Raw genomic sequence first — 17,217 nt, forward strand, 5'->3', positions numbered from 1 at the left:
AGTCCGAGCAGTGCTCGCACGAGCAGGTGTCGCACTCGTCGTAGTGACCGTTGTCCTCGTGGTGGGCGTGGCCGTTGTGAATGTAGTCCACGTGGTCTCCGTGGATGACGGCGGGGTGCCCGCAGTCGGGGCCGTGGGTGTGCTGGTGGGCCTCAGCGGGGCGGTGCTCAGTGGTGGCAGTCATGATCGTGCTCCTTCGTGTGCTCGAGGGTGTCGATGAAGATGGATGCGACATGGTCGTCAATGAGGGAGTAGCTCTGGCGCTTGCCGTCGCGGACCGACTCGACCAGGTGGGCGTTGCGCAGGACCCGCAGGTGGTGCGAGACCAGGGGCTGGGAGACGCCGAGGAACGTCACCAGCTCGGTGACGTCAGCCGGTGAGCTGATGAGGCGGTAGACGATGCTCGCCCTCATGGGGTGAGCCAGCGCCTTGAACAGCTGCACCACGGCCGAGTCCTCCCCAAGGGGGGCCTCCGGTGGTGTCGCGACCTTTCGCATACAAGGGATTTTATATCAACTCGCCTTGATGTCAAAGCGTTCTTCCGCGGAGTGCGTTCGTGCGGCTCATGTAGCATTCCGGCCATGTCATCGGTGACCTCAGACAGTGGTGGGTGCGTACGCGGAGACGAGCGCATGATCTTCGGGCACCGGGGCCTGAGCTCGCTCGCCCCGGAGAACACCATGGCCGCTTTCCGTTGTGCAGTGGATCATCAGGTGAAGTGGGTGGAGGCCGACGTCGACGTCATCGCCGACGGAACAGTCATCATCTGCCACGACTCCACCCTGGACCGGACCACGAATCGCACTGGTCGGTACGACGACCTGACGGCGGCCGATCTGGCGGGCATCGACGCCGGAGGCTGGTTCTCCCCTCGGTTTGTGGGTGAGCCGCTGCCCGCCCTGAGCGATCTCATCGACCTCATGAACGACAGTGGTCTCAACGCCAACATCGAGATCAAGCCCAACGAGACCGGCAAGGAGGCGACCTTGCGCCTCATCGATGGCGTCATCACACAGCTCGAGCGCCTGCGCCCCGACGTCAAGGTCATCGTCTCCTCCTTCAGTCACCTCCTGCTCCTCCTGTTCAAGCAGCGCGCCCCGGAGGTCCCCGTGGGGTGTCTCTACGAGAGTCGTGCGCTGTCGGGTGACTGGAGGAGCACCCTTGAGATCGTGGGCGCCGACTTCATCCACCCCGAGGACTCCGGCCTGACCCGGCAGCAGGTCCAGGAGTTTCGGGATGCGGGCTACGGCGTCAACATCTGGACCGTCAACTCGCCCAGCCGAGCCGACGAGCTCTTCAGCTGGGGGGCCACCGGCGTCTTCTCCGACGTCGCCCACCAGATCCCTGGCTGCTGACACCCGTCTGCCCCCAGAACGCTATGTGAGAACCATCACCCGGGGTAGAGTGGGGGCATGGCACGTTACATCGAGCTCCACCCCGTCAACCCGCAGGTGCGTCTGGTTGAGAAGGTCGTCGACACATTGCGCGACGGCGGCCTGGTCGCCTACCCCACCGATTCCGGATACGCCCTGGCCTGTGCGCCGGGCAACAAGGAGGGGCTGGACCGGATTCGCACCATCCGCCAGCTCGACGGCAAGCACAACTTCACCTTCGTGTGCGCCGACTTCGCTCAGGTCGGACCGCTGGCCATCGTGGGCAACAACGCCTTCCGACTCATCAAGCGGCTCACCCCGGGGCCGTGGACCTTCATCCTCAAGGGCACCAAGGACGTGCCCCGGATGACGCTCAACCCCAAGAAGCACACGCTGGGCGTGCGCATCCCCGACCACGCCATCACCCAGTCCCTCGTCGCCGAGTTCGGTGCTCCCATCCTGTCCTCCACCTTCATCCGCCCCGGCCAGGAGGAGCCCGAGACCAACGGATGGGAGATCCAGGATTCGCTGGGGCACCTCATCGACGTCGTCGTCGAGGGGCCGGTCGGACAGGGGGAGCCCACCAGCGTCATCGACCTGACCGACGACGTCCCCGAGGTGCTGCGCGAGGGTGCAGGAGACGTCAGCCTCCTGTGACCGCGCCGGTCGTCGCCACGCTGGCAGTGCTCGCAGGGCCCGCCTCCACCTGAGGTCCTGCTGGCGCCTGTAGATCGTGCGTCCGCGGGGCCGGCGGCAGGGGAGATAGGGTCGGCGCATGGACCTGTTCGAGTCGGCCGGCACGGATGACGCCGGGATTCCCGTGGACTCCCACGCGCCGCTGGCAGTACGGATGCGTCCGCGCACACTCGATGAACTCCAGGGGCAGGCACACCTGCTCACCCCCGGATCGCCTCTGCGCCGCCTCGTGGAGCCGGCCGAGGCGGGCAGGGGCTCCCATGCCGGTGAACGGGGCGCCGCCGCGCGGCCGTCTAGCTCCTCCCTGTCCTCGGTCATCCTGTGGGGCCCACCCGGAACCGGCAAGACGACGCTGGCCTACCTGGTGGCACGGGGCAGCGGCCGCAGGTTCGTGGAGCTGTCAGCTGTCACGGCCGGCGTCAAGGACGTGCGCGCCGTCGTGACCGATGCCAGGCGCCGTCTGGCGGCGGGGGAGGAGACGGTGCTGTTCATCGACGAGGTGCACCGATTCTCCCGCTCCCAGCAGGACGCCCTGCTGCCCAGCGTGGAGAACCGGTGGGTGACGCTCATCGCGGCCACCACGGAGAACCCGTCCTTCAGCGTCGTCTCACCGCTGCTGTCCCGATCCCTGCTCCTGACGCTCCAGCCTCTGGGGGCCGATGACATCGGGCGCCTGATCGATCGCGCGCTGGATGACGAACGGGGCCTGGCCGGCACCGTGGGCATCAGCGAGGAGGCGCGCGAGCAGATCGTTCGCATGGCCGGCTCCGACGCCCGCAAGGCGCTCACCGTGCTGGAGGCCGCCGCCGGCACGGTCCTGGCGCAGACACCTGCTTCCAGCTCGTCTCCCCTCATCGAGGTGGCCGACGTCGAGCGGGCCGCGGACGTGGCAGCGGTGCGTTACGACCGCGCCGGAGACCAGCACTACGACGTCATCAGCGCCTTCATCAAGTCGATGCGCGGCTCGGACCCCGACGCCACGATGCACTATCTGGCGCGCATGATCGCCGCAGGGGAGGACCCCCGCTACATCGCCCGCCGCATCGTCATTCACGCCGCCGAGGACGTGGGCCTCGCCGACCCCACAGTGCTGTCCACCGCCGTTGCCGCCCAGCAGGCGGTCGCCATGATCGGGATGCCGGAGTCCGGGCTCATTCTCGCCGAGGCCGCGCTCGCCGTGGCCACTGCGCCTAAGTCCAACGCGGTCACTGTGGCGCTCAACGAGTCGTTGGCCGACGTGCGGGCCGGTAAGGCCGTGGCCGTTCCCGCTCACCTGCGCGACGCCCACTACGCCGGGGCCGAGGGACTCGGGCACGGCAAGGGCTACCGCTACCCGCACGATTTCCCCCACGCCGTCGTCGGCCAACAGTACCTGCCCGACGGGCTCGAGGGCAGCCGGTACTACCGGCCCACCGGCAACGGCTTCGAGAAGCAGCTGGCCTCCCGCCTCGAGGCGGTCAGGCGCATCCTCGACGAGCGATAGTGCGTACGCCTTGAGCGCCCCATCCGGGCAGAGCTTGAGGACCGTCTCACACCGGGCGGTTCCGACATGGGTTTTCGCCGGTGAGCACGCTAGAGTTCTCGAGTTGTCCACATCGGAAACGGCAGGCGCCTCCCGCAGGTGTCACCGGCCGACGACGATGCGGACCTCCTGGGGTCCCGGCCCGAACCGAGGCTTGACCCCGCGCCGTCGGCTCCCGCCACGGCGTGCGACCATCGATCCGACAGGAATGACACACATGAGCTCTTCACGCTCCCGCCGCCAGGTGCGCCTCTCCCGCGCCCTCGGCATCCCGCTGACCCCCAAGGCCGTGCGCTACTTCGAGCGCCGCCCCTACGGCCCCGGTGAGCACGGCCGCGCCCGCCGCCGCACCGAGTCCGACTACGCCGTCCGCCTCAAGGAGAAGCAGCGCCTGCGCGCCCAGTACGGCATCCGCGAGGCCCAGCTCCAGCGCGTCTTCGAGGAGGCCCGTCGCGGCCAGGGCCTGACCGGTGAGTCCCTCGTCGAGCTGCTCGAGATGCGCCTGGACGCCCTCGTTCTGCGCTCCGGGATCGCCCGCACCATCGCCCAGGCCCGCCAGGACGTGGTCCACCGCCACATCCTCGTCGACGGCAAGGTCGTGGACCGCCCCTCCTACCGCGTCAAGCCCGGCCAGACCATCCAGGTCCGTCCCCGCTCCCAGGTGATGGTGCCCTTCCAGGTCGCCGCCGCCGGTGCGCACCGCGACGTGCTGCCCCCCGTCCCGGAGTACCTCAACGTGGACCTCGAGAAGCTCTCGGCCACGCTGGTGCGCCGTCCCAAGCGCGACGAGGTCCCCGTGACCTGTGACGTCCAGATGGTCGTCGAGTACTACTCGCGCTGACCCTCACGCCCACCTGACGCCGGGGCGCCCCGGACCCATGAGAGGTTCGGGGCGCCCCGGCGTGGGAGTACGCTCACCATGGAGCAACTCGACCGGCTCCGCGCCCACAGGCGACTGGTTCCACCGTCTCCGCCGCGTACCTGGCCGGCCGGTCGGCCACACCACACCGTCCACCCGCCCAGCACCAGGCCCAAGAGCCGCAGTGCCCGGGCACACCTCGAACAGGATGAGGACCCCATGCGCACATCCGAGATCCGCAGCCGCTGGCTGGACTACTTCGCCGCGAACGAGCACGAGATCCGGCCCTCGGTCTCCCTGGTGTCTCCCGAGCCCTCCATCCTGTTCACCGTGGCCGGCATGGTGCCCTTCATCCCCTACATCCTGGGTACCGAGGAGGCCCCCTGGCCCCGGGCCGCCTCGGTGCAGAAGTGCATCCGCACCAATGACATCGACAACGTCGGTATCACGACGCGCCACGGCACCTTCTTCCAGATGAACGGCAACTTCTCCTTCGGCGACTACTTCAAGGAGGGGGCCATCTCCTACGCCTGGGGCCTGCTGACAGGCAGCCGCGAGGAGGGCGGCTACAGTCTGGACGGGGACCGGCTGTGGATGACGATCTGGGAGGAGGACCAGGTCTCCCTGGACTACTGGACCCGTGAGATCGGGGTGCCCGCAGAGCGGATCCAGCTCCTTCCCTTCAAGGACATCTCCTGGTCCACGGGCCAGCCCGGCCCGGCCGGCTCCTGCTGCGAGATCCACTACGACCGCGGCCCCGCCTACGGGCCCGACGGCGGTCCCGCCGTCGACACCCAGGGCGACCGCTTCCTGGAGATCTGGAACCTCGTCTTCGACGAGTTCCTGCGCGGAGAGGGCAAGGGCCACGACTTCGAGCTCCTGGGCAAGCTCGACCAGACGGCCATCGATACCGGTGCCGGTCTGGAGCGCCTGGCCTTCATCATGCAGGACAAGCCCAACATGTACGAGATCGACGAGGTCTTCCCCGTCATCAAGGCCGCCGAGGAGCTGTCCGGAAAGGCCTACGGCCGCGGCTCGGCCGGCCCCGAGGCGGGCGAGGCCTACCACGATGACGTGCGCATGCGGGTCGTCGCCGACCACGTGCGCTCAGCCCTCATGCTCATCTGCGACGGCGTGCGCCCCGGCAACGACGGCCGCGGCTACGTCCTGCGCCGCCTCATCCGCAGGGCCGTGCGCTCCATGCGCCTGCTCGGCGTCGACGAGGCCGCCATGCCCACCCTGCTGACCGTCTCGAAGGACGCCATGAAGTCCTCCTACCCCGAGCTGGAGACCGGCTGGAGCACCATCTCCGAGGTGGCCTACGGCGAGGAGGACGCCTTCCGCCGCACCCTGGCCGCCGGCACCACGATCCTGGACACCGCGGTGGCCTCGGCCAAGAAGGAGGCGGGCCGCTCCGGGCGTCCACTGGTGTCGGGCAAGAGCGCCTTCGAGCTGCACGACACCTACGGCTTCCCCATCGACCTGACCCTCGAGATGGCGGCCGAGCAGGGGGTCGACGTCGATGAGAGCGCCTTCCGCAGCCTCATGAACGAGCAGAAGGAGCGCGCTCGGGCCGACGCGCGCGCCAAGAAGACCGGACACGCCGACATCCGCGTCTTCCGCGAGCTGGAGAAGGAGATGGGCGGCGGCTCGACCTTCCTGGGCTACACCGAGTCCTCCGCCGATGCCACCGTCACCGGGATCCTCGTCGACGGCGTCCCGCAGAGCGTCGTCACCGCCCCGGCCGAGGTCGAGGTCGTCCTGGACCGGACTCCGTTCTGGGCCGAGATGGGCGGCCAGCTCGCCGACCAGGGCACGATCCGGCTGGCCGACGGCGGCACCGTCGAGGTCGACGACGTCCAGGCCCCCGTCAAGGGGCTGCACGTCCACCGCGGCACCCTGACCGAGGGCACGATCGCGGTGGGGGAGAAGGCCTTCGCCCAGATCGACTCGGCGCGCCGCCTGGCGATCGCCCGCGCCCACACCTCCACCCACATGGTGCACAAGGCGCTCCACGAGATCGTCTCCGACAACGCCACCCAGGCCGGCAGCGAGAACTCGCCCTCCCGCATGCGCTTCGACTTCCGCCACGGCTCAGCCCTGGCCTCGGACCAGATCTCCGGCATCGAGGAGCGGGTCAACAACAGGCTCTCGGAGGACCTGGCCGTCACCGACGAGGTCATGGACATCGACGCCGCCCGCGCCGCAGGCGCCATGGCCCTGTTCGGAGAGAAGTACGGCAAGCAGGTGCGGGTCGTCTCCATCGGGGGTGACTGGTCCAAGGAGCTGTGCGCCGGCACTCACGTCCCCAGCACCGGCCACATCGGCCGCATCGCGGTGCTGGGCGAGTCCTCGATCGGTTCGGGCGTGCGCCGCATCGACGCCCTCGTCGGTGAGGGCGCCTACGGCTACCAGGCCAAGGAGCACGCGCTGGTCTCCCAGCTCTCAACCATGGTCGGAGGCCGCCCCGAGGACCTGCCCGAGCGCGTCGAGAGCCTCATGACGCGCCTGAAGGACGCCGAGAAGCGCCTGGCCGCGGCCGAGCAGGCGGCGCTGTCGGCGCGCACGGCCGGCATCGTCTCCGACGCCGTCCGGCTGGGCGAGGTCCGTCTTGCCTCAGCCGACCTCGGGACCGTCGGCTCGGCCGATGCCGTACGCTCGCTGGTCCTCGACACCCGCAGCCGACTCGGTGACGCCGAGCCCGCCGTCGTCGCCGTCGGCGCGGTCGTCGGCTCGCGTCCGGTCGTGGTGGTGGCCACCAATGCCGGTGCTCGTGACCAGGGCATCCGTGCCGGTGCCCTGGTGCGCACCGCCGCCCAGGTTCTGGGCGGCGGAGGCGGTGGCAAGGACGACCTTGCCCAGGGCGGTGGTCAGAACCCCCAGGCTCTCGACGAGGCGCTGCGCGCCGTGGCCGAGCAGATCCAGGCCTGATCCGGGAAACCGGATCGCCCCACACGCGTAGCAGATCCTGTGACAGGCTCATCGGCTCAACCGGACCCGACGCAATTCCGTCCCGGTGTCCGCATCGCCTTCGATGTCGGAAAGGCACGTATTGGTGTCGCTCGTTGCGATCAGGACGCGATCCTGTCGTTTCCTGTGGTAACTCTCAGGCGGGACCGCTATGGTGCAGACCTCGACGAGGCCGTTGACCTCGTCGAGGAGGACGGTGCCTTCGGGGTGATCGTCGGTTTGCCCAAGCACATGGGCGGCGGCAGCTCGAGCTCAACCAGGGATGCCCGCCAGTGGGCGCGAGACCTGGCGAGCCGCCTGCCGCAGCGAGTGTGCGTCCGGCTGGTCGACGAGCGGCTCACCACCGTCTCTGCTCACCGGGATCTGCACGCGGCCGGCCTGAAGGAGAGGAGCTTCCGCGGTATTGTCGACCAAGCGGCAGCGGTCGTCATCCTCGAACAGGCCATCACCACTGAGCGGATGTCCGGGGTCCCGGCCGGTGAGCGAGTCCACCCGATCAAGAGAGGCAGAGCGTGAGCCACGACGATTTCTTCGCCGAGCTCGGCATCCAGCGCGATGAGGACGCTGGTGACGCCAAGGACAAGCCCAAGAGCCGCAGGCAGCGGCGCATGGAGAAGGTCGAGCGCCGTCAGCGCAAGCGGCGCCGGCACTGGCTGACCAGCCTTGTCATCGTCATCACCCTCGTGGCCGTCGGCGTCCTGGGCTACAAGGCCATCGGGATCATGCGCGACGCCTCCGCCCAGGCGACTCACGCCGAGGACTACAAGGGTGAGGGCGAGGGCGAGGTCACCGTGACGATCCCGGAGGGGGCCTCCGGGGCTGACATCGGAGACATCCTCCAGAGCAAGGGCGTCGTCGCCTCCGGTAAGGCCTTCACCAATGCGGCGAAGAACAACCCGAAGGGCAGTACGATCCAGCCGGGCACCTACAAGCTCAAGAAGAAGATGTCCGCCAACTCCGCTCTTCAGGCGCTGCTCGATCCTGAGAGCAAGGGCGATCACACGCTGACCATCCCCGCAGGTGTCTCCAAGCAGATCGTCAAGGACCGGCTCAAGAAGGTCGGCAGCTTCACCGACGAGCAGATCGAGGCAGCCTATGCCGACTCCGCGGCCATCGGTCTGCCCGCCGAGGCCGGCGGCAATGTCGAGGGCTGGCTCGCCCCGGGCACCTACGACGTCACTGAGAACGCCACGCCGAAGGATTTGGTCAAGAAGATGGTCTCCCAGACCGTCACCCAGCTCAAAGAGCTCCAGGTGCCCAAGGAGGACTACCAGAAGGTTCTGACCAAGGCCTCCATCGTCGAGCGCGAGGTCAACAGTGAGCGGTACTACGGGCAGGCAGCGAGGGTCATTGAGAACCGTCTGTCGCAGACAGACGGAGAGACCCATGGCCTGCTCCAGATGGACTCGACAGTGCAGTACGGCCTGGGACGTTATGGAGGCATCCCCACCGAGGCGGAGACTCAGGACGCGAACAACCCGTACAACACCTACGTTCACAAGGGTCTCCCGCCCGGGCCGATCGGCAGCCCCGGCGAGGCGGCCATCAAGGCGGTGCTCAACCCGCCGGCCGGGAGCTGGCTCTACTTCGTCACGGTGAACCTCGAGACCGGCGAGACCCTGTTCGCCTCCACCAACGAGGAGCAGAAGACCAACACCAAGAAGCTCAACGACTACTGCAAGAAGAACCAGGAGATCTGCAACGGCGAGAAGAAGAGTGGCTGAGTCGCCGGCGGGGGAGATCCGCCACCGCGCCGCCGTCATCGGCAGTCCGGTGAGCCACTCGCTGTCACCCGTGCTGCACCGGGCCGCCTACGCCGGGCTCGGACTGGACGACTGGTCCTACGAGCGGCGCGAGACCGACTCGGAGGCGCTGTCGGCTCTGCTCGCCGAGCTGGCCGCTCCGGTTCAGGCCGGTCCGGCCTGGGCGGGCCTGAGCGTCACCATGCCCCACAAGCAGACGCTCCTGGCGCGCCTGGACGTCATCGACCCTCTCGCCGAGGCCGTCGGCGCTGTCAACACCGTGGTGGCACAGCGCAGCGGCGCAGGAGGTGCGCTCCTGGCCGGTTTCAACACCGACGTCGCTGGTATCGTCGGCGCGCTGCGGGAGACCGCCCGTACACAGGCACCGGACTGCCCAGGCGGCCGCCTGCGAATCGAGCAGGCCGTGGTGCTCGGATCGGGGGCCACCGCCTGCTCCGCCCTCGCGGCGCTCGGAGAGCTCCGGGCCGGCCGGATCACCGTCGTGGCCCGACGACACGCCGGCCCCGGTCGCGCACTCAGCGCCGCCCACCGCATGGGGCTGGACATTGAGACTCTCACCTGGAAGCCGTCCGACTCCGCCTCTAACACCGAGGCGGCCCGCCGCCTGGCCGCAGCCGACGTTGTCATCTCGACCCTGCCCGCTCATGCGGCCGACCCACTGGCAGCCCCACTGAGGCGTGCCCTGGACCAGGCCGAGGGCACCCGCCCAGGAGCCGTCCTGCTCGATGTCGTCTACGCCCCCTGGCCCACCGCCGTCGCCGGTGCCTGGGCTCATGCCGGGGGAGCCCTCGCCCCGGGCTGGCTCATGCTCCTGCACCAGGCCGTGCCCCAGGTGCAGCTCATGACCGGGCAGCAGCCCGATATCGATCTCATGCGTACCGCGCTCCTCGCAGCCGTCGCCCCCACCACGGATACCTCGACAACCGCATACTGACCCGCGCAACATCAACGTTCCAGGTTGGGCGAGGCAGGTAGCGGCATCGGCGTGTGAGAGTATCTACCCCATGCTTCGATGGATGACGGCCGGGGAGTCCCACGGCGAGGCTCTGACCGCGGTGCTGGAAGGCGTGCCCGCGGGCGTGCGGATCACCAGTGAGGACATCCGGGCGGCACTGGCCCGGCGTCGACTGGGGCACGGGCGTGGTGCCCGCCAGGCCTTCGAGCGCGACGAGCTGCGGGTATTGGGGGGCATCCGCCACGGGAGTACCATCGGCAGCCCCATCGCCCTGCAGATCGGCAACTCCGAGTGGCCCAAGTGGTCCACGGTCATGAGCGCCGACCCCGTGGACCCCAACGACCTGCTCATCGACGCCGGCACCGGTGACGAGCGCGAGATTGCCCGTAACCGCCCGCTGACCCGCCCCAGGCCCGGGCACGCGGACCTGCCGGGGATGCTCAAGTACGACCTTCCTGAGGCCCGCCCGGTCCTGGAACGGGCCTCAGCCCGCGAGACCGCCGCCCGTGTGGCGCTGGGGGCCGTGGCTGAGGCCATTCTGGAGCAGGTCGCCGGTGTCAGGCTGGTCAGTCACGTCGTGCGGATCGGATCGGTCGCCCTGCCCGATGACGTACCCCCGCCGAGAGCTGAGGACACCGAGCGACTGGACGCCGATCCCGTGCGCTGCACGGATCCGGCCACCAGTGCCGCCATGGTCGCCGAGATCGACGCCACCAGGAAGGACGGCGACACGCTCGGGGGCGTCGTCGAGGTCATCGCCACCGGTGTCCCGGTGGGACTGGGCACCCACGTCAGCGCCGACCGCCGCCTCGACGCGCGCCTGGCGGCCGCTCTCATGGGGATTCAGGCCGTCAAAGGCGTGGAGATCGGTGACGGCTTCACCGAGGCGGCCCGGCGGGGCTCAGCGGCTCACGACGAGATCGTCTCAGTGGACTGCGGAACACTCACCCGGTCCACCAACCGCGCCGGTGGCATCGAGGGCGGTATCTCCAACGGCTCCGACGTGCGGGTACGGGCGGCCTTCAAGCCGATCTCCACGGTGCCCAGGGCCCTGCGCACCGTCGACCTGGCCACGGGCGAGCCCGCCACCGGGCTCCACCAGCGCTCAGACGTGTGCGCCGTCGTCCCCGGAGCGGTCATTGCACAGGCCATGACTGCTCTGGTTCTGGCCGATCTTCTGCTGGACAAGACCGGAGGAGACTCGGTCGATGAGGCCGGACGCAACCTGCGTTCCTACCTGGACCGCATCGCTGAACGGACGCAGTGGCGAACCGAGCGGTGAATCTTGTGGCAAGTCGGTCTGCTCGGGCGATACTGGTAGCACCCACAGCGATCTCGACGGAGAGGGAATCACGATCATGACCTGGAAGCGTGTTCCGACCATCGCTCTGCGCGACGACCAGCTGCCCCTGGTTCTGGTGGGGCTGCCCGGCGCGGGCAAGACCACTCAGGCCAGGCTCCTGGCCCAGGCCCTGGGCGTCCAGGTCACTGACACCGACGCTGAGATCCGCCGGCGCGCCCGCATGACGATCCCAGAGATCTTCGCCGCCGAGGGGGAGGAGAGCTTCCGCGACCGCGAGCACCGGGCCATGCGGGCAGTCCTGGACTCGCCGGCGGCCGCTCAGGGTGTCATCGCCCTGGGCGGGGGAGCGGTGCTGCGCCCTGAGAACCGAGACCTGCTGCGCGGTCACACGGTCATCTACCTGTCCGCCTCTCCGAGCACTGCGGCCAAGCACGTGGGGGACGGGGTCGGGCGCCCGGTCATGGCCCCGGACGCGGACTCGGACCAGGCCCGTGCCGCTCAGCAGCGCTGTGAGGAGCAGGGCGAGCACGCGGGCGTCCTGGCGCGGATGGAGGCCCTCCATGCTCAGCGCTCGCCGCTGTACTCCGAGGTCGCCACGCTGACCGTGCCCACTGATGGGCTCAGTCCCCAGCAGGTCGCCGCTCTCATCCTGGTGGCCCTGGGGGTCCAGACCTCTCAGGCAGTCAGTGTCCTGGCTCCCATGGCCGAGACGCAGACAGACTCGCCCGCTGCCCCGGACGGGGCCGACGCCTCGCCACGGCGCGTCCGCGTCCGGCCCGTGGCAACCACCGAGGGCAGCAGCGGCGCACGGAGGGTCACCGTCGGCGGCCCGAGCCCCTACGACGTCCTCATCGGCCACGGGATCCTGGCCGAGCTGCCCCGCATCGTGCAGGACGTCCCCGGAGCAGGTGCGGGTGGCGTCGCCGTCATCCACGCCAAGGCGCTGGCCGACCGCGCCCGCGCTGCCGAAGCGGCGCTGACCGCCGAGGGGCTGCGCGTCCTGCGCCTCGAGGTCCCCGATGGGGAAGCAGCCAAGAAGGCGCGCGTCGCGGAGTACCTGTGGGAGCGGCTCGGCTCCTTCCGCCTGGGCCGTGACGGGCTTGTCGTCGGACTCGGTGGCGGAGCGACGACGGACCTGGCCGGTTTCGCGGCCGCGACCTGGCTGCGAGGCGTTCCCGTGGTTCAAGTGCCCACTACGCTTCTGGCCATGGTGGACGCCGCCGTGGGCGGTAAGACGGGAATCGACACGCCGGCAGGCAAGAACCTGGTGGGTGCCTTCCACCCGCCGGCCGCCGTCATCGCCGACCTGGAGATGCTCTCCACTCTGCCGGCCGCTGAGCTGCGGGCCGGACTCGGAGAGGTCATCAAGTGCGGCCTGATCGCCGACTCGGTCATTCTCGACCGGGTCCTGGCCGATCCCGCCGACTGCCTGACCTGGGACTCGCCAGTGCTGGCCGACCTGGTCGCCCGGTCCATCGCGGTCAAGGCCGCCGTCGTGGGGGAGGATCTCACCGAAGCCGGCCTGCGGGAGGTTCTCAACTACGGGCACACCTACGCCCACGCGATCGAGAAGGTCACCGACTACTCCTGGCGTCACGGAGAGGCGGTCGCCGTCGGATGCGTCTTCGCCGCCGAGATCGCACACCGCAACGGCAGTCTGAGCAGCGACGCACTCGCCCTGCACCGTCAGAGCCTGGAATCGGTCGGTCTGCCGACCCGCTTCCCCGAGGGGGAGGGGCGCTGGGAGGAGCTCAAGGAGGCCATGATGAGCGACAAGAAGGTGCGCGGTGGCCGGCTGCGCCTCGTCCTGCTCGACGACATTGCCAGGCCTGTGCGGGCTCAGGCGCCGGCGGAGAGCGTTCTCCTATCAGCTCATGAGGCCGTCACCGGTGGGTCCGACCGGCCAGAAGGGGACCTCGGTTGAGCGCCACGGTACCGGGCTCCCTCATCCTCATCGGCCCGCCGGGGGCCGGCTGCTCCTGCGTGGCCCAGGCCATCGGGGGTGCCCAGGGCCTGACCGTGCTCGATCTGGGCCGGCTCGTCGCCGACGAGCTGGGCACCCGCCCCGACCTGGCACTCGTCGCGGTGCCGGAGACCGAGTACCGCCGCATCGAGGCCGGCACCGCTGAACGGCTCCTGGAGCGGGCCGAGACCGGGGGCCTCGTCGTCGCCCTGGGATCGGGCTGTCTGGAGGCCACGGGAGTGCGTCAGGGCCTTGAGCGCCTCAGGGGCGCCAATCGGGGAACTCACCATGTCGTGTCCCTGACGTGCGCCACCCGGGTCCTGGCCACCCGTAACGGTCTCGACGCACCGCGGTCCGTGGCCCTGGGAACCATCCACCACCAGTTCGTCCAGATGCTCCACGAGCGTCAGGCCCGGTGCCAGGACCTGGCCGACGTCGTCATCGACACCACCTCAACGACCCCAGACGAGGCCTGCGAGAAGGTCATGAGTGCCGTCGGAGCTGATTTGTCCCGCCACTCGTGATCGGTGCGACACGCCCGTCGCCGGGGGAGCGCAGTGCCTCGCGGTAGGATCAGCGCGTCCCAGATGCAATGCAACAGTGAGGAAACCCTCGTGGCCACGACGAACGACCTGAAGAACGGCATGGTGCTCAACCTTGAGGGCCAGCTGTGGCAGGTAGTGGAGTTCCAGCACGTCAAGCCCGGCAAGGGCCCCGCATTCGTGCGTACCAAGATCAAGAACGTCCTGTCCGGCAAGACCGTTGACAAGACCTTCAACGCCGGCCTCAAGGTCGAGACCGCCACTGTCGACCGGCGCGACATGCAGTACCTCTACAAGGACGGCGACGACTACGTCTTCATGGACGTCAAGTCCTACGAGCAGACCTACGTCCCCTCAGCCACCGTCGGCGAGGCCGCCACCTTCATGCTGGAGAACCAGGAGGTCATCGTGGCCTTCCACGAGGACTCGGTGCTGTTCGTCGAGCTGCCGGCCTCCGTGGTCCTGACGATCTCCCACACCGAGCCGGGCCTGCAGGGCGACCGCTCCAGCGCCGGTACCAAGCCCGCCACGGTCGAGACCGGTGCTGAGATCCAGGTCCCGCTGTTCCTCAACACCGGTGACAAGGTCAAGGTGGACACCCGCTCCGGCTCCTACATCTCCCGCGTCAACGACTGATGACCGAGCATCCCGAGGAGGTCTCGAGCCACTCGAGCCCCGCATCGCGCCACCCGGTCACCGCCCGCACCAAGGCGCGCCGGCGTGCCATCGAGATCCTCTTCGAGGCCGATCAGCGCGGGATGCTGAGCTCCGAGGGCTCCGAGGAGCTGCGTTCCTTCGCGCAGCTGCGCGCCGTCAGCTCGGCCAACCACACCGAGGCTCCTGCCTACACGCGGGAGATCCTCGACGGTCTGTGCGATCACCTGGGCGACGTCGACGAGACGATCCAGACCTACGCCCAGGGGTGGACCCTGGGGCGGATGCCGGCCGTCGACCGCGCCATTGCTCGAGTCGCCACCTGGGAGATCGTCTACAACGACGAGGTGGATGCGCCCGTTGCCGTGGATGAGGCCATGACGCTGAGCCGGATGCTCTCCACCGACGAGTCACCCAGGTACCTCGGTGGACTTCTGGGGCGTATCGGAGACCTCGCGGACACGTTGCGCTGAATCACGGCGCGCAGGGGCTCACGGCATGGGGATGACTCCCTATGCCGTGAGTTGCGTCCGTCCTGCATCGGTGGCCTAGGCTGAGGCCGCCCCCTCTGCCGATGCTGGAGTGCTCCGTGAGTCAGCTACCTCCCCAGGATCCCAACGACTACCCCTACATCAAGGGCGTCGGCGCATCGCAGGATGGGGTAGGCGGTGTCGACAACCCTGTAGCAGTACTGTCCGGCCCCCACGTGGCCGGCTACCCCTGGGCGGGATCGGGAATGCCCTACCCCGCCGGGCCCCATCCCTTCGGAGGCCTCCCGTCGTCTCCAGCAGCACCCGGAGGCTATCCGTGGAACGGACCTACGCCTGTTCCTCACAGTCCCTACCCTCCAATGGGACTGAACCCGGTTCTTGGATTCGCCTGGAACGACCCGGTCCTCATGTGCGAGCGCAAGCGCTCCGCGACCCGTAAGGTCTCGCTCACCAGCGGCATCATCGGGCTCATCACCATGGTGATCCAGATGGCCATCATCGTCACCATGTTCCTCGCCATCGGGTACGCGGGCCAGCAGGGCGAGTTCTTGCTGTTCGTGTCCCTTCTCATCGTGGTCCTCGCTCCGATGGCCGTTGGCCTTGGATGGATCACCACCTTCATTCTGGCTCTGGTCGCCTGTATTCAGGCCCGTTCCCGCATGCCTCAGGTTCAGCCGGACGGATGGATCCAGGCCAAGACACCAACGCTGGCGCTGCTGGTCACAAGCATCGTGGCGGGACTGCCCACCCTCATCATGTACGTGGTCCTGTACGAGGCGCTCTCACGCGACTACGCCGATGATTTCATCGATGGCTTCTTGGAGCCATTACTCATGTTCTGCGGCCTGACCCAGGTCCTGATCGTCGTGGGGTTCGTGTTTCTTCTCCGTATGAGCAAGGCACTGGACCCGGCGGTCAGAACATCTCAGGCCCCGGGAGGGCAGCCCGCATGATCTGTTCGCAGCAGCGATGCGAACTCGGGCGTCGACGTGTCATCGAGATGCTTGTCGACGCCGATCAGTGCGGGATGCTGGGCGCTGGTACAGGGTGCGAGGAGGCTCGCGGCATGGGGCGGGCTCCCTATGCCCTGAGTTGCACCTGTCCGACGCGGTTGACCTAGGCTGCGGCCATCCCCTTTGCCAATGCCGGAGTACCCCATGAGCCACCTACCTCCCCAGAATCCCAACAACGACCCCCATATCCAGGGCGCCGGCCACCCACGGAACGCTCCCACGGCTGTTCCTTACGGCCGCTACAACCCTCCGGTGGGGCAGATGCCTGCTGCTGGCTTCGGCTGGAATGACCCGGTCTTGATGGAGGTTCAGCGTAAGCGCTCCGCGACCCGCAAGGTCTCGGTCGCCGGCAGCATCATCGGGCTCATCACCATGAGTGTCCAGGTGATCGCCACCAGTTCCGTATTCGTCGCTTACATCTTGCCGCCTCTGGAATTCACGTTCCTCGCCCTTCTCATGGCGATCGTCGCCCCGTTCGTCGTTGGCCTCGGGTGGATCGTGACGTTCATCCTCGGTCTTATCGCCTGTATTCGGGCAAACTCCCGGACGCCTCAGGTCCAGCCCGACGGATGGATTGAGGCCAAGATGCCAACGTCGGCTCTGCTGGCCGCTAGTATCGTGGCGGGACTTCCCACCCTTGCCATATTTCTTACTTGGTTCTGGCAGATCCACCACGGCATCGGGGGCACCGTCACCTACGTCCTCTTCACAGTGCTCGTCGCCAGCTATCTGGTGCAGGTTCTGATCGCAGTGGAATTCATCGTTCTGCTCCGTAGGAGCAAGGCACTGGACCCATCGGTGAGAGTGTCTTAGTCGCCGGGAGCTCGAATGCTGCGCGGCTGAGGCATGGACTGAGGGGCTCGCGGCACATGGGGTGGACTCCCTATGTCGTGAGCTGTGCCCATCCGACGCGGTTGACCTAGGCTGCGGCCATCCCCTCTGCTGATCCTGGAGTACCCCATGCCTGTTCCTGACGGCCGCTACAACCCCCTGGTGGGGCAGACGCCTGCTGCTGGCTTCGGCTCGATCGACCCGGTCCTGACGGAGGTTCAGCGCAAGCGCTCCGCGACCCGCAAGGTCTCCGTCGCCGGCAGCATCATCGGGCTCATCACC

16 protein-coding genes and 1 pseudogene are annotated in these 17,217 nt (G+C 68.3%); 15 read left to right on the forward strand and 2 right to left on the reverse strand.

The genetic code is table 11. From position 1 onward, the window contains the following. Both HMPREF3165_RS13655 and HMPREF3165_RS03095 read right to left on the reverse strand, forming a co-directional pair. Nucleotides 1-184, reverse strand: a pseudogene (locus tag HMPREF3165_RS13655) (hypothetical protein); the annotation flags it as partial. Continuing rightward, nucleotides 168-497 (reverse strand): ArsR/SmtB family transcription factor, encoded by a 330-nt coding sequence (locus HMPREF3165_RS03095; protein ID WP_004564836.1) that lies wholly within the window; start codon nucleotides 495-497, stop codon nucleotides 168-170. The gene HMPREF3165_RS03095 and the pseudogene HMPREF3165_RS13655, both read right to left, overlap by 17 nt. An 84-nt stretch (nucleotides 498-581) precedes the next feature. On the opposite strand from HMPREF3165_RS03095, the gene HMPREF3165_RS03100 reads away from it, so the two are divergent. The 15 genes from HMPREF3165_RS03100 to HMPREF3165_RS03170 all read left to right on the forward strand — a co-directional run bounded on the left by HMPREF3165_RS03100 (nucleotide 582) and on the right by HMPREF3165_RS03170 (nucleotide 16,917). Then, nucleotides 582-1,355 carry a glycerophosphoryl diester phosphodiesterase gene (locus HMPREF3165_RS03100; protein ID WP_004564837.1) on the forward strand — a complete coding sequence of 258 codons (774 nt, stop codon included), beginning with the start codon at nucleotides 582-584 and terminating at the stop codon, nucleotides 1,353-1,355. Nucleotides 1,356-1,412: 57 nt separating this feature from the next. Then, nucleotides 1,413-2,030, forward strand: coding sequence for an L-threonylcarbamoyladenylate synthase (locus HMPREF3165_RS03105; RefSeq protein WP_004564838.1), 618 nt, complete (start codon nucleotides 1,413-1,415; stop codon nucleotides 2,028-2,030). 118 nt (nucleotides 2,031-2,148) lie between these two features. Further along, nucleotides 2,149-3,552 carry a replication-associated recombination protein A gene (locus HMPREF3165_RS03110; RefSeq protein ID WP_004564839.1) on the forward strand — a complete coding sequence of 468 codons (1,404 nt, stop codon included), beginning with the start codon at nucleotides 2,149-2,151 and terminating at the stop codon, nucleotides 3,550-3,552. Nucleotides 3,553-3,808: 256 nt separating this feature from the next. Beyond that, nucleotides 3,809-4,432 carry a 30S ribosomal protein S4 gene (gene rpsD / locus HMPREF3165_RS03115; protein WP_009747225.1) on the forward strand — a complete coding sequence of 208 codons (624 nt, stop codon included), beginning with the start codon at nucleotides 3,809-3,811 and terminating at the stop codon, nucleotides 4,430-4,432. A gap of 237 nt (nucleotides 4,433-4,669) precedes the next feature. Beyond that, nucleotides 4,670-7,381 carry an alanine--tRNA ligase gene (gene alaS, locus HMPREF3165_RS03120; RefSeq protein WP_004564841.1) on the forward strand — a complete coding sequence of 904 codons (2,712 nt, stop codon included), beginning with the start codon at nucleotides 4,670-4,672 and terminating at the stop codon, nucleotides 7,379-7,381. A 39-nt stretch (nucleotides 7,382-7,420) separates the two neighbouring features. Further along, on the forward strand, nucleotides 7,421-7,936 hold the full coding sequence (ruvX, locus tag HMPREF3165_RS03125) for a Holliday junction resolvase RuvX (protein WP_070510740.1): 516 nt from the start codon (nucleotides 7,421-7,423) through the stop codon (nucleotides 7,934-7,936). Further along, nucleotides 7,933-9,144 (forward strand): endolytic transglycosylase MltG, encoded by a 1,212-nt coding sequence (gene mltG, locus HMPREF3165_RS03130; protein ID WP_004564843.1) that lies wholly within the window; start codon nucleotides 7,933-7,935, stop codon nucleotides 9,142-9,144. The genes ruvX and mltG overlap by 4 nt, the downstream gene beginning before the upstream one ends. Then, nucleotides 9,137-10,117, forward strand: coding sequence for a shikimate dehydrogenase (locus tag HMPREF3165_RS03135; RefSeq protein ID WP_070510742.1), 981 nt, complete (start codon nucleotides 9,137-9,139; stop codon nucleotides 10,115-10,117). Before mltG ends, HMPREF3165_RS03135 begins: the two co-directional genes overlap by 8 nt. Before the next feature lie 70 nt (nucleotides 10,118-10,187). Continuing rightward, the gene (aroC, locus tag HMPREF3165_RS03140) at nucleotides 10,188-11,420 is read left to right on the forward strand and encodes a chorismate synthase (protein WP_070510744.1); all 1,233 of its coding nucleotides are present in this window, start codon (nucleotides 10,188-10,190) and stop codon (nucleotides 11,418-11,420) included. A gap of 76 nt (nucleotides 11,421-11,496) precedes the next feature. Further along, nucleotides 11,497-13,365, forward strand: coding sequence for a 3-dehydroquinate synthase (aroB, locus tag HMPREF3165_RS03145; RefSeq protein WP_070510745.1), 1,869 nt, complete (start codon nucleotides 11,497-11,499; stop codon nucleotides 13,363-13,365). Beyond that, a complete protein-coding gene (locus HMPREF3165_RS03150; RefSeq protein ID WP_070510747.1) occupies nucleotides 13,362-13,928 on the forward strand; it encodes a shikimate kinase in 567 nt (188 codons plus the stop codon). The genes aroB and HMPREF3165_RS03150 overlap by 4 nt, the downstream gene beginning before the upstream one ends. Nucleotides 13,929-14,018: 90 nt before the next feature. Then, complete coding sequence (efp, locus tag HMPREF3165_RS03155) at nucleotides 14,019-14,582, forward strand: elongation factor P (protein ID WP_009405746.1); 564 nt, start codon at nucleotides 14,019-14,021, stop codon at nucleotides 14,580-14,582. After that, nucleotides 14,582-15,073 carry a transcription antitermination factor NusB gene (gene nusB, locus HMPREF3165_RS03160; RefSeq protein ID WP_070510749.1) on the forward strand — a complete coding sequence of 164 codons (492 nt, stop codon included), beginning with the start codon at nucleotides 14,582-14,584 and terminating at the stop codon, nucleotides 15,071-15,073. Before efp ends, nusB begins: the two co-directional genes overlap by 1 nt. Before the next feature lie 377 nt (nucleotides 15,074-15,450). Further along, nucleotides 15,451-16,044, forward strand: coding sequence for a hypothetical protein (locus HMPREF3165_RS03165; RefSeq protein ID WP_256274865.1), 594 nt, complete (start codon nucleotides 15,451-15,453; stop codon nucleotides 16,042-16,044). Nucleotides 16,045-16,248: 204 nt separating this feature from the next. After that, complete coding sequence (locus tag HMPREF3165_RS03170; protein ID WP_256274866.1) at nucleotides 16,249-16,917, forward strand: 6TM ABC transporter family protein; 669 nt, start codon at nucleotides 16,249-16,251, stop codon at nucleotides 16,915-16,917. Nucleotides 16,918-17,217: the final 300 nt, after the last annotated feature.

The sequence above is a fragment of the Actinomyces sp. HMSC08A09 genome, from assembly GCF_001807465.1.
Taxonomy (GTDB): domain Bacteria; phylum Actinomycetota; class Actinomycetes; order Actinomycetales; family Actinomycetaceae; genus Actinomyces; species Actinomyces oris.

What these genes read in the sequence shown, in the direction of transcription:
- HMPREF3165_RS03095 (WP_004564836.1), bottom strand. Translation starts at nt 497, where the DNA reads ATGCGAAAGGTCGCGACACCACCGGAGGCCCCCCTTGGGGAGGACTCG.
- HMPREF3165_RS03100 (WP_004564837.1), top strand. Translation starts at nt 582, where the DNA reads ATGTCATCGGTGACCTCAGACAGTGGTGGGTGCGTACGCGGAGACGAG.
- HMPREF3165_RS03105 (WP_004564838.1), top strand. Translation starts at nt 1,413, where the DNA reads ATGGCACGTTACATCGAGCTCCACCCCGTCAACCCGCAGGTGCGTCTG.
- HMPREF3165_RS03110 (WP_004564839.1), top strand. Translation starts at nt 2,149, where the DNA reads ATGGACCTGTTCGAGTCGGCCGGCACGGATGACGCCGGGATTCCCGTG.
- rpsD (WP_009747225.1), top strand. Translation starts at nt 3,809, where the DNA reads ATGAGCTCTTCACGCTCCCGCCGCCAGGTGCGCCTCTCCCGCGCCCTC.
- alaS (WP_004564841.1), top strand. Translation starts at nt 4,670, where the DNA reads ATGCGCACATCCGAGATCCGCAGCCGCTGGCTGGACTACTTCGCCGCG.
- aroC (WP_070510744.1), top strand. Translation starts at nt 10,188, where the DNA reads ATGCTTCGATGGATGACGGCCGGGGAGTCCCACGGCGAGGCTCTGACC.
- aroB (WP_070510745.1), top strand. Translation starts at nt 11,497, where the DNA reads ATGACCTGGAAGCGTGTTCCGACCATCGCTCTGCGCGACGACCAGCTG.
- nusB (WP_070510749.1), top strand. Translation starts at nt 14,582, where the DNA reads ATGACCGAGCATCCCGAGGAGGTCTCGAGCCACTCGAGCCCCGCATCG.
- HMPREF3165_RS03165 (WP_256274865.1), top strand. Translation starts at nt 15,451, where the DNA reads ATGGGACTGAACCCGGTTCTTGGATTCGCCTGGAACGACCCGGTCCTC.
- HMPREF3165_RS03170 (WP_256274866.1), top strand. Translation starts at nt 16,249, where the DNA reads ATGAGCCACCTACCTCCCCAGAATCCCAACAACGACCCCCATATCCAG.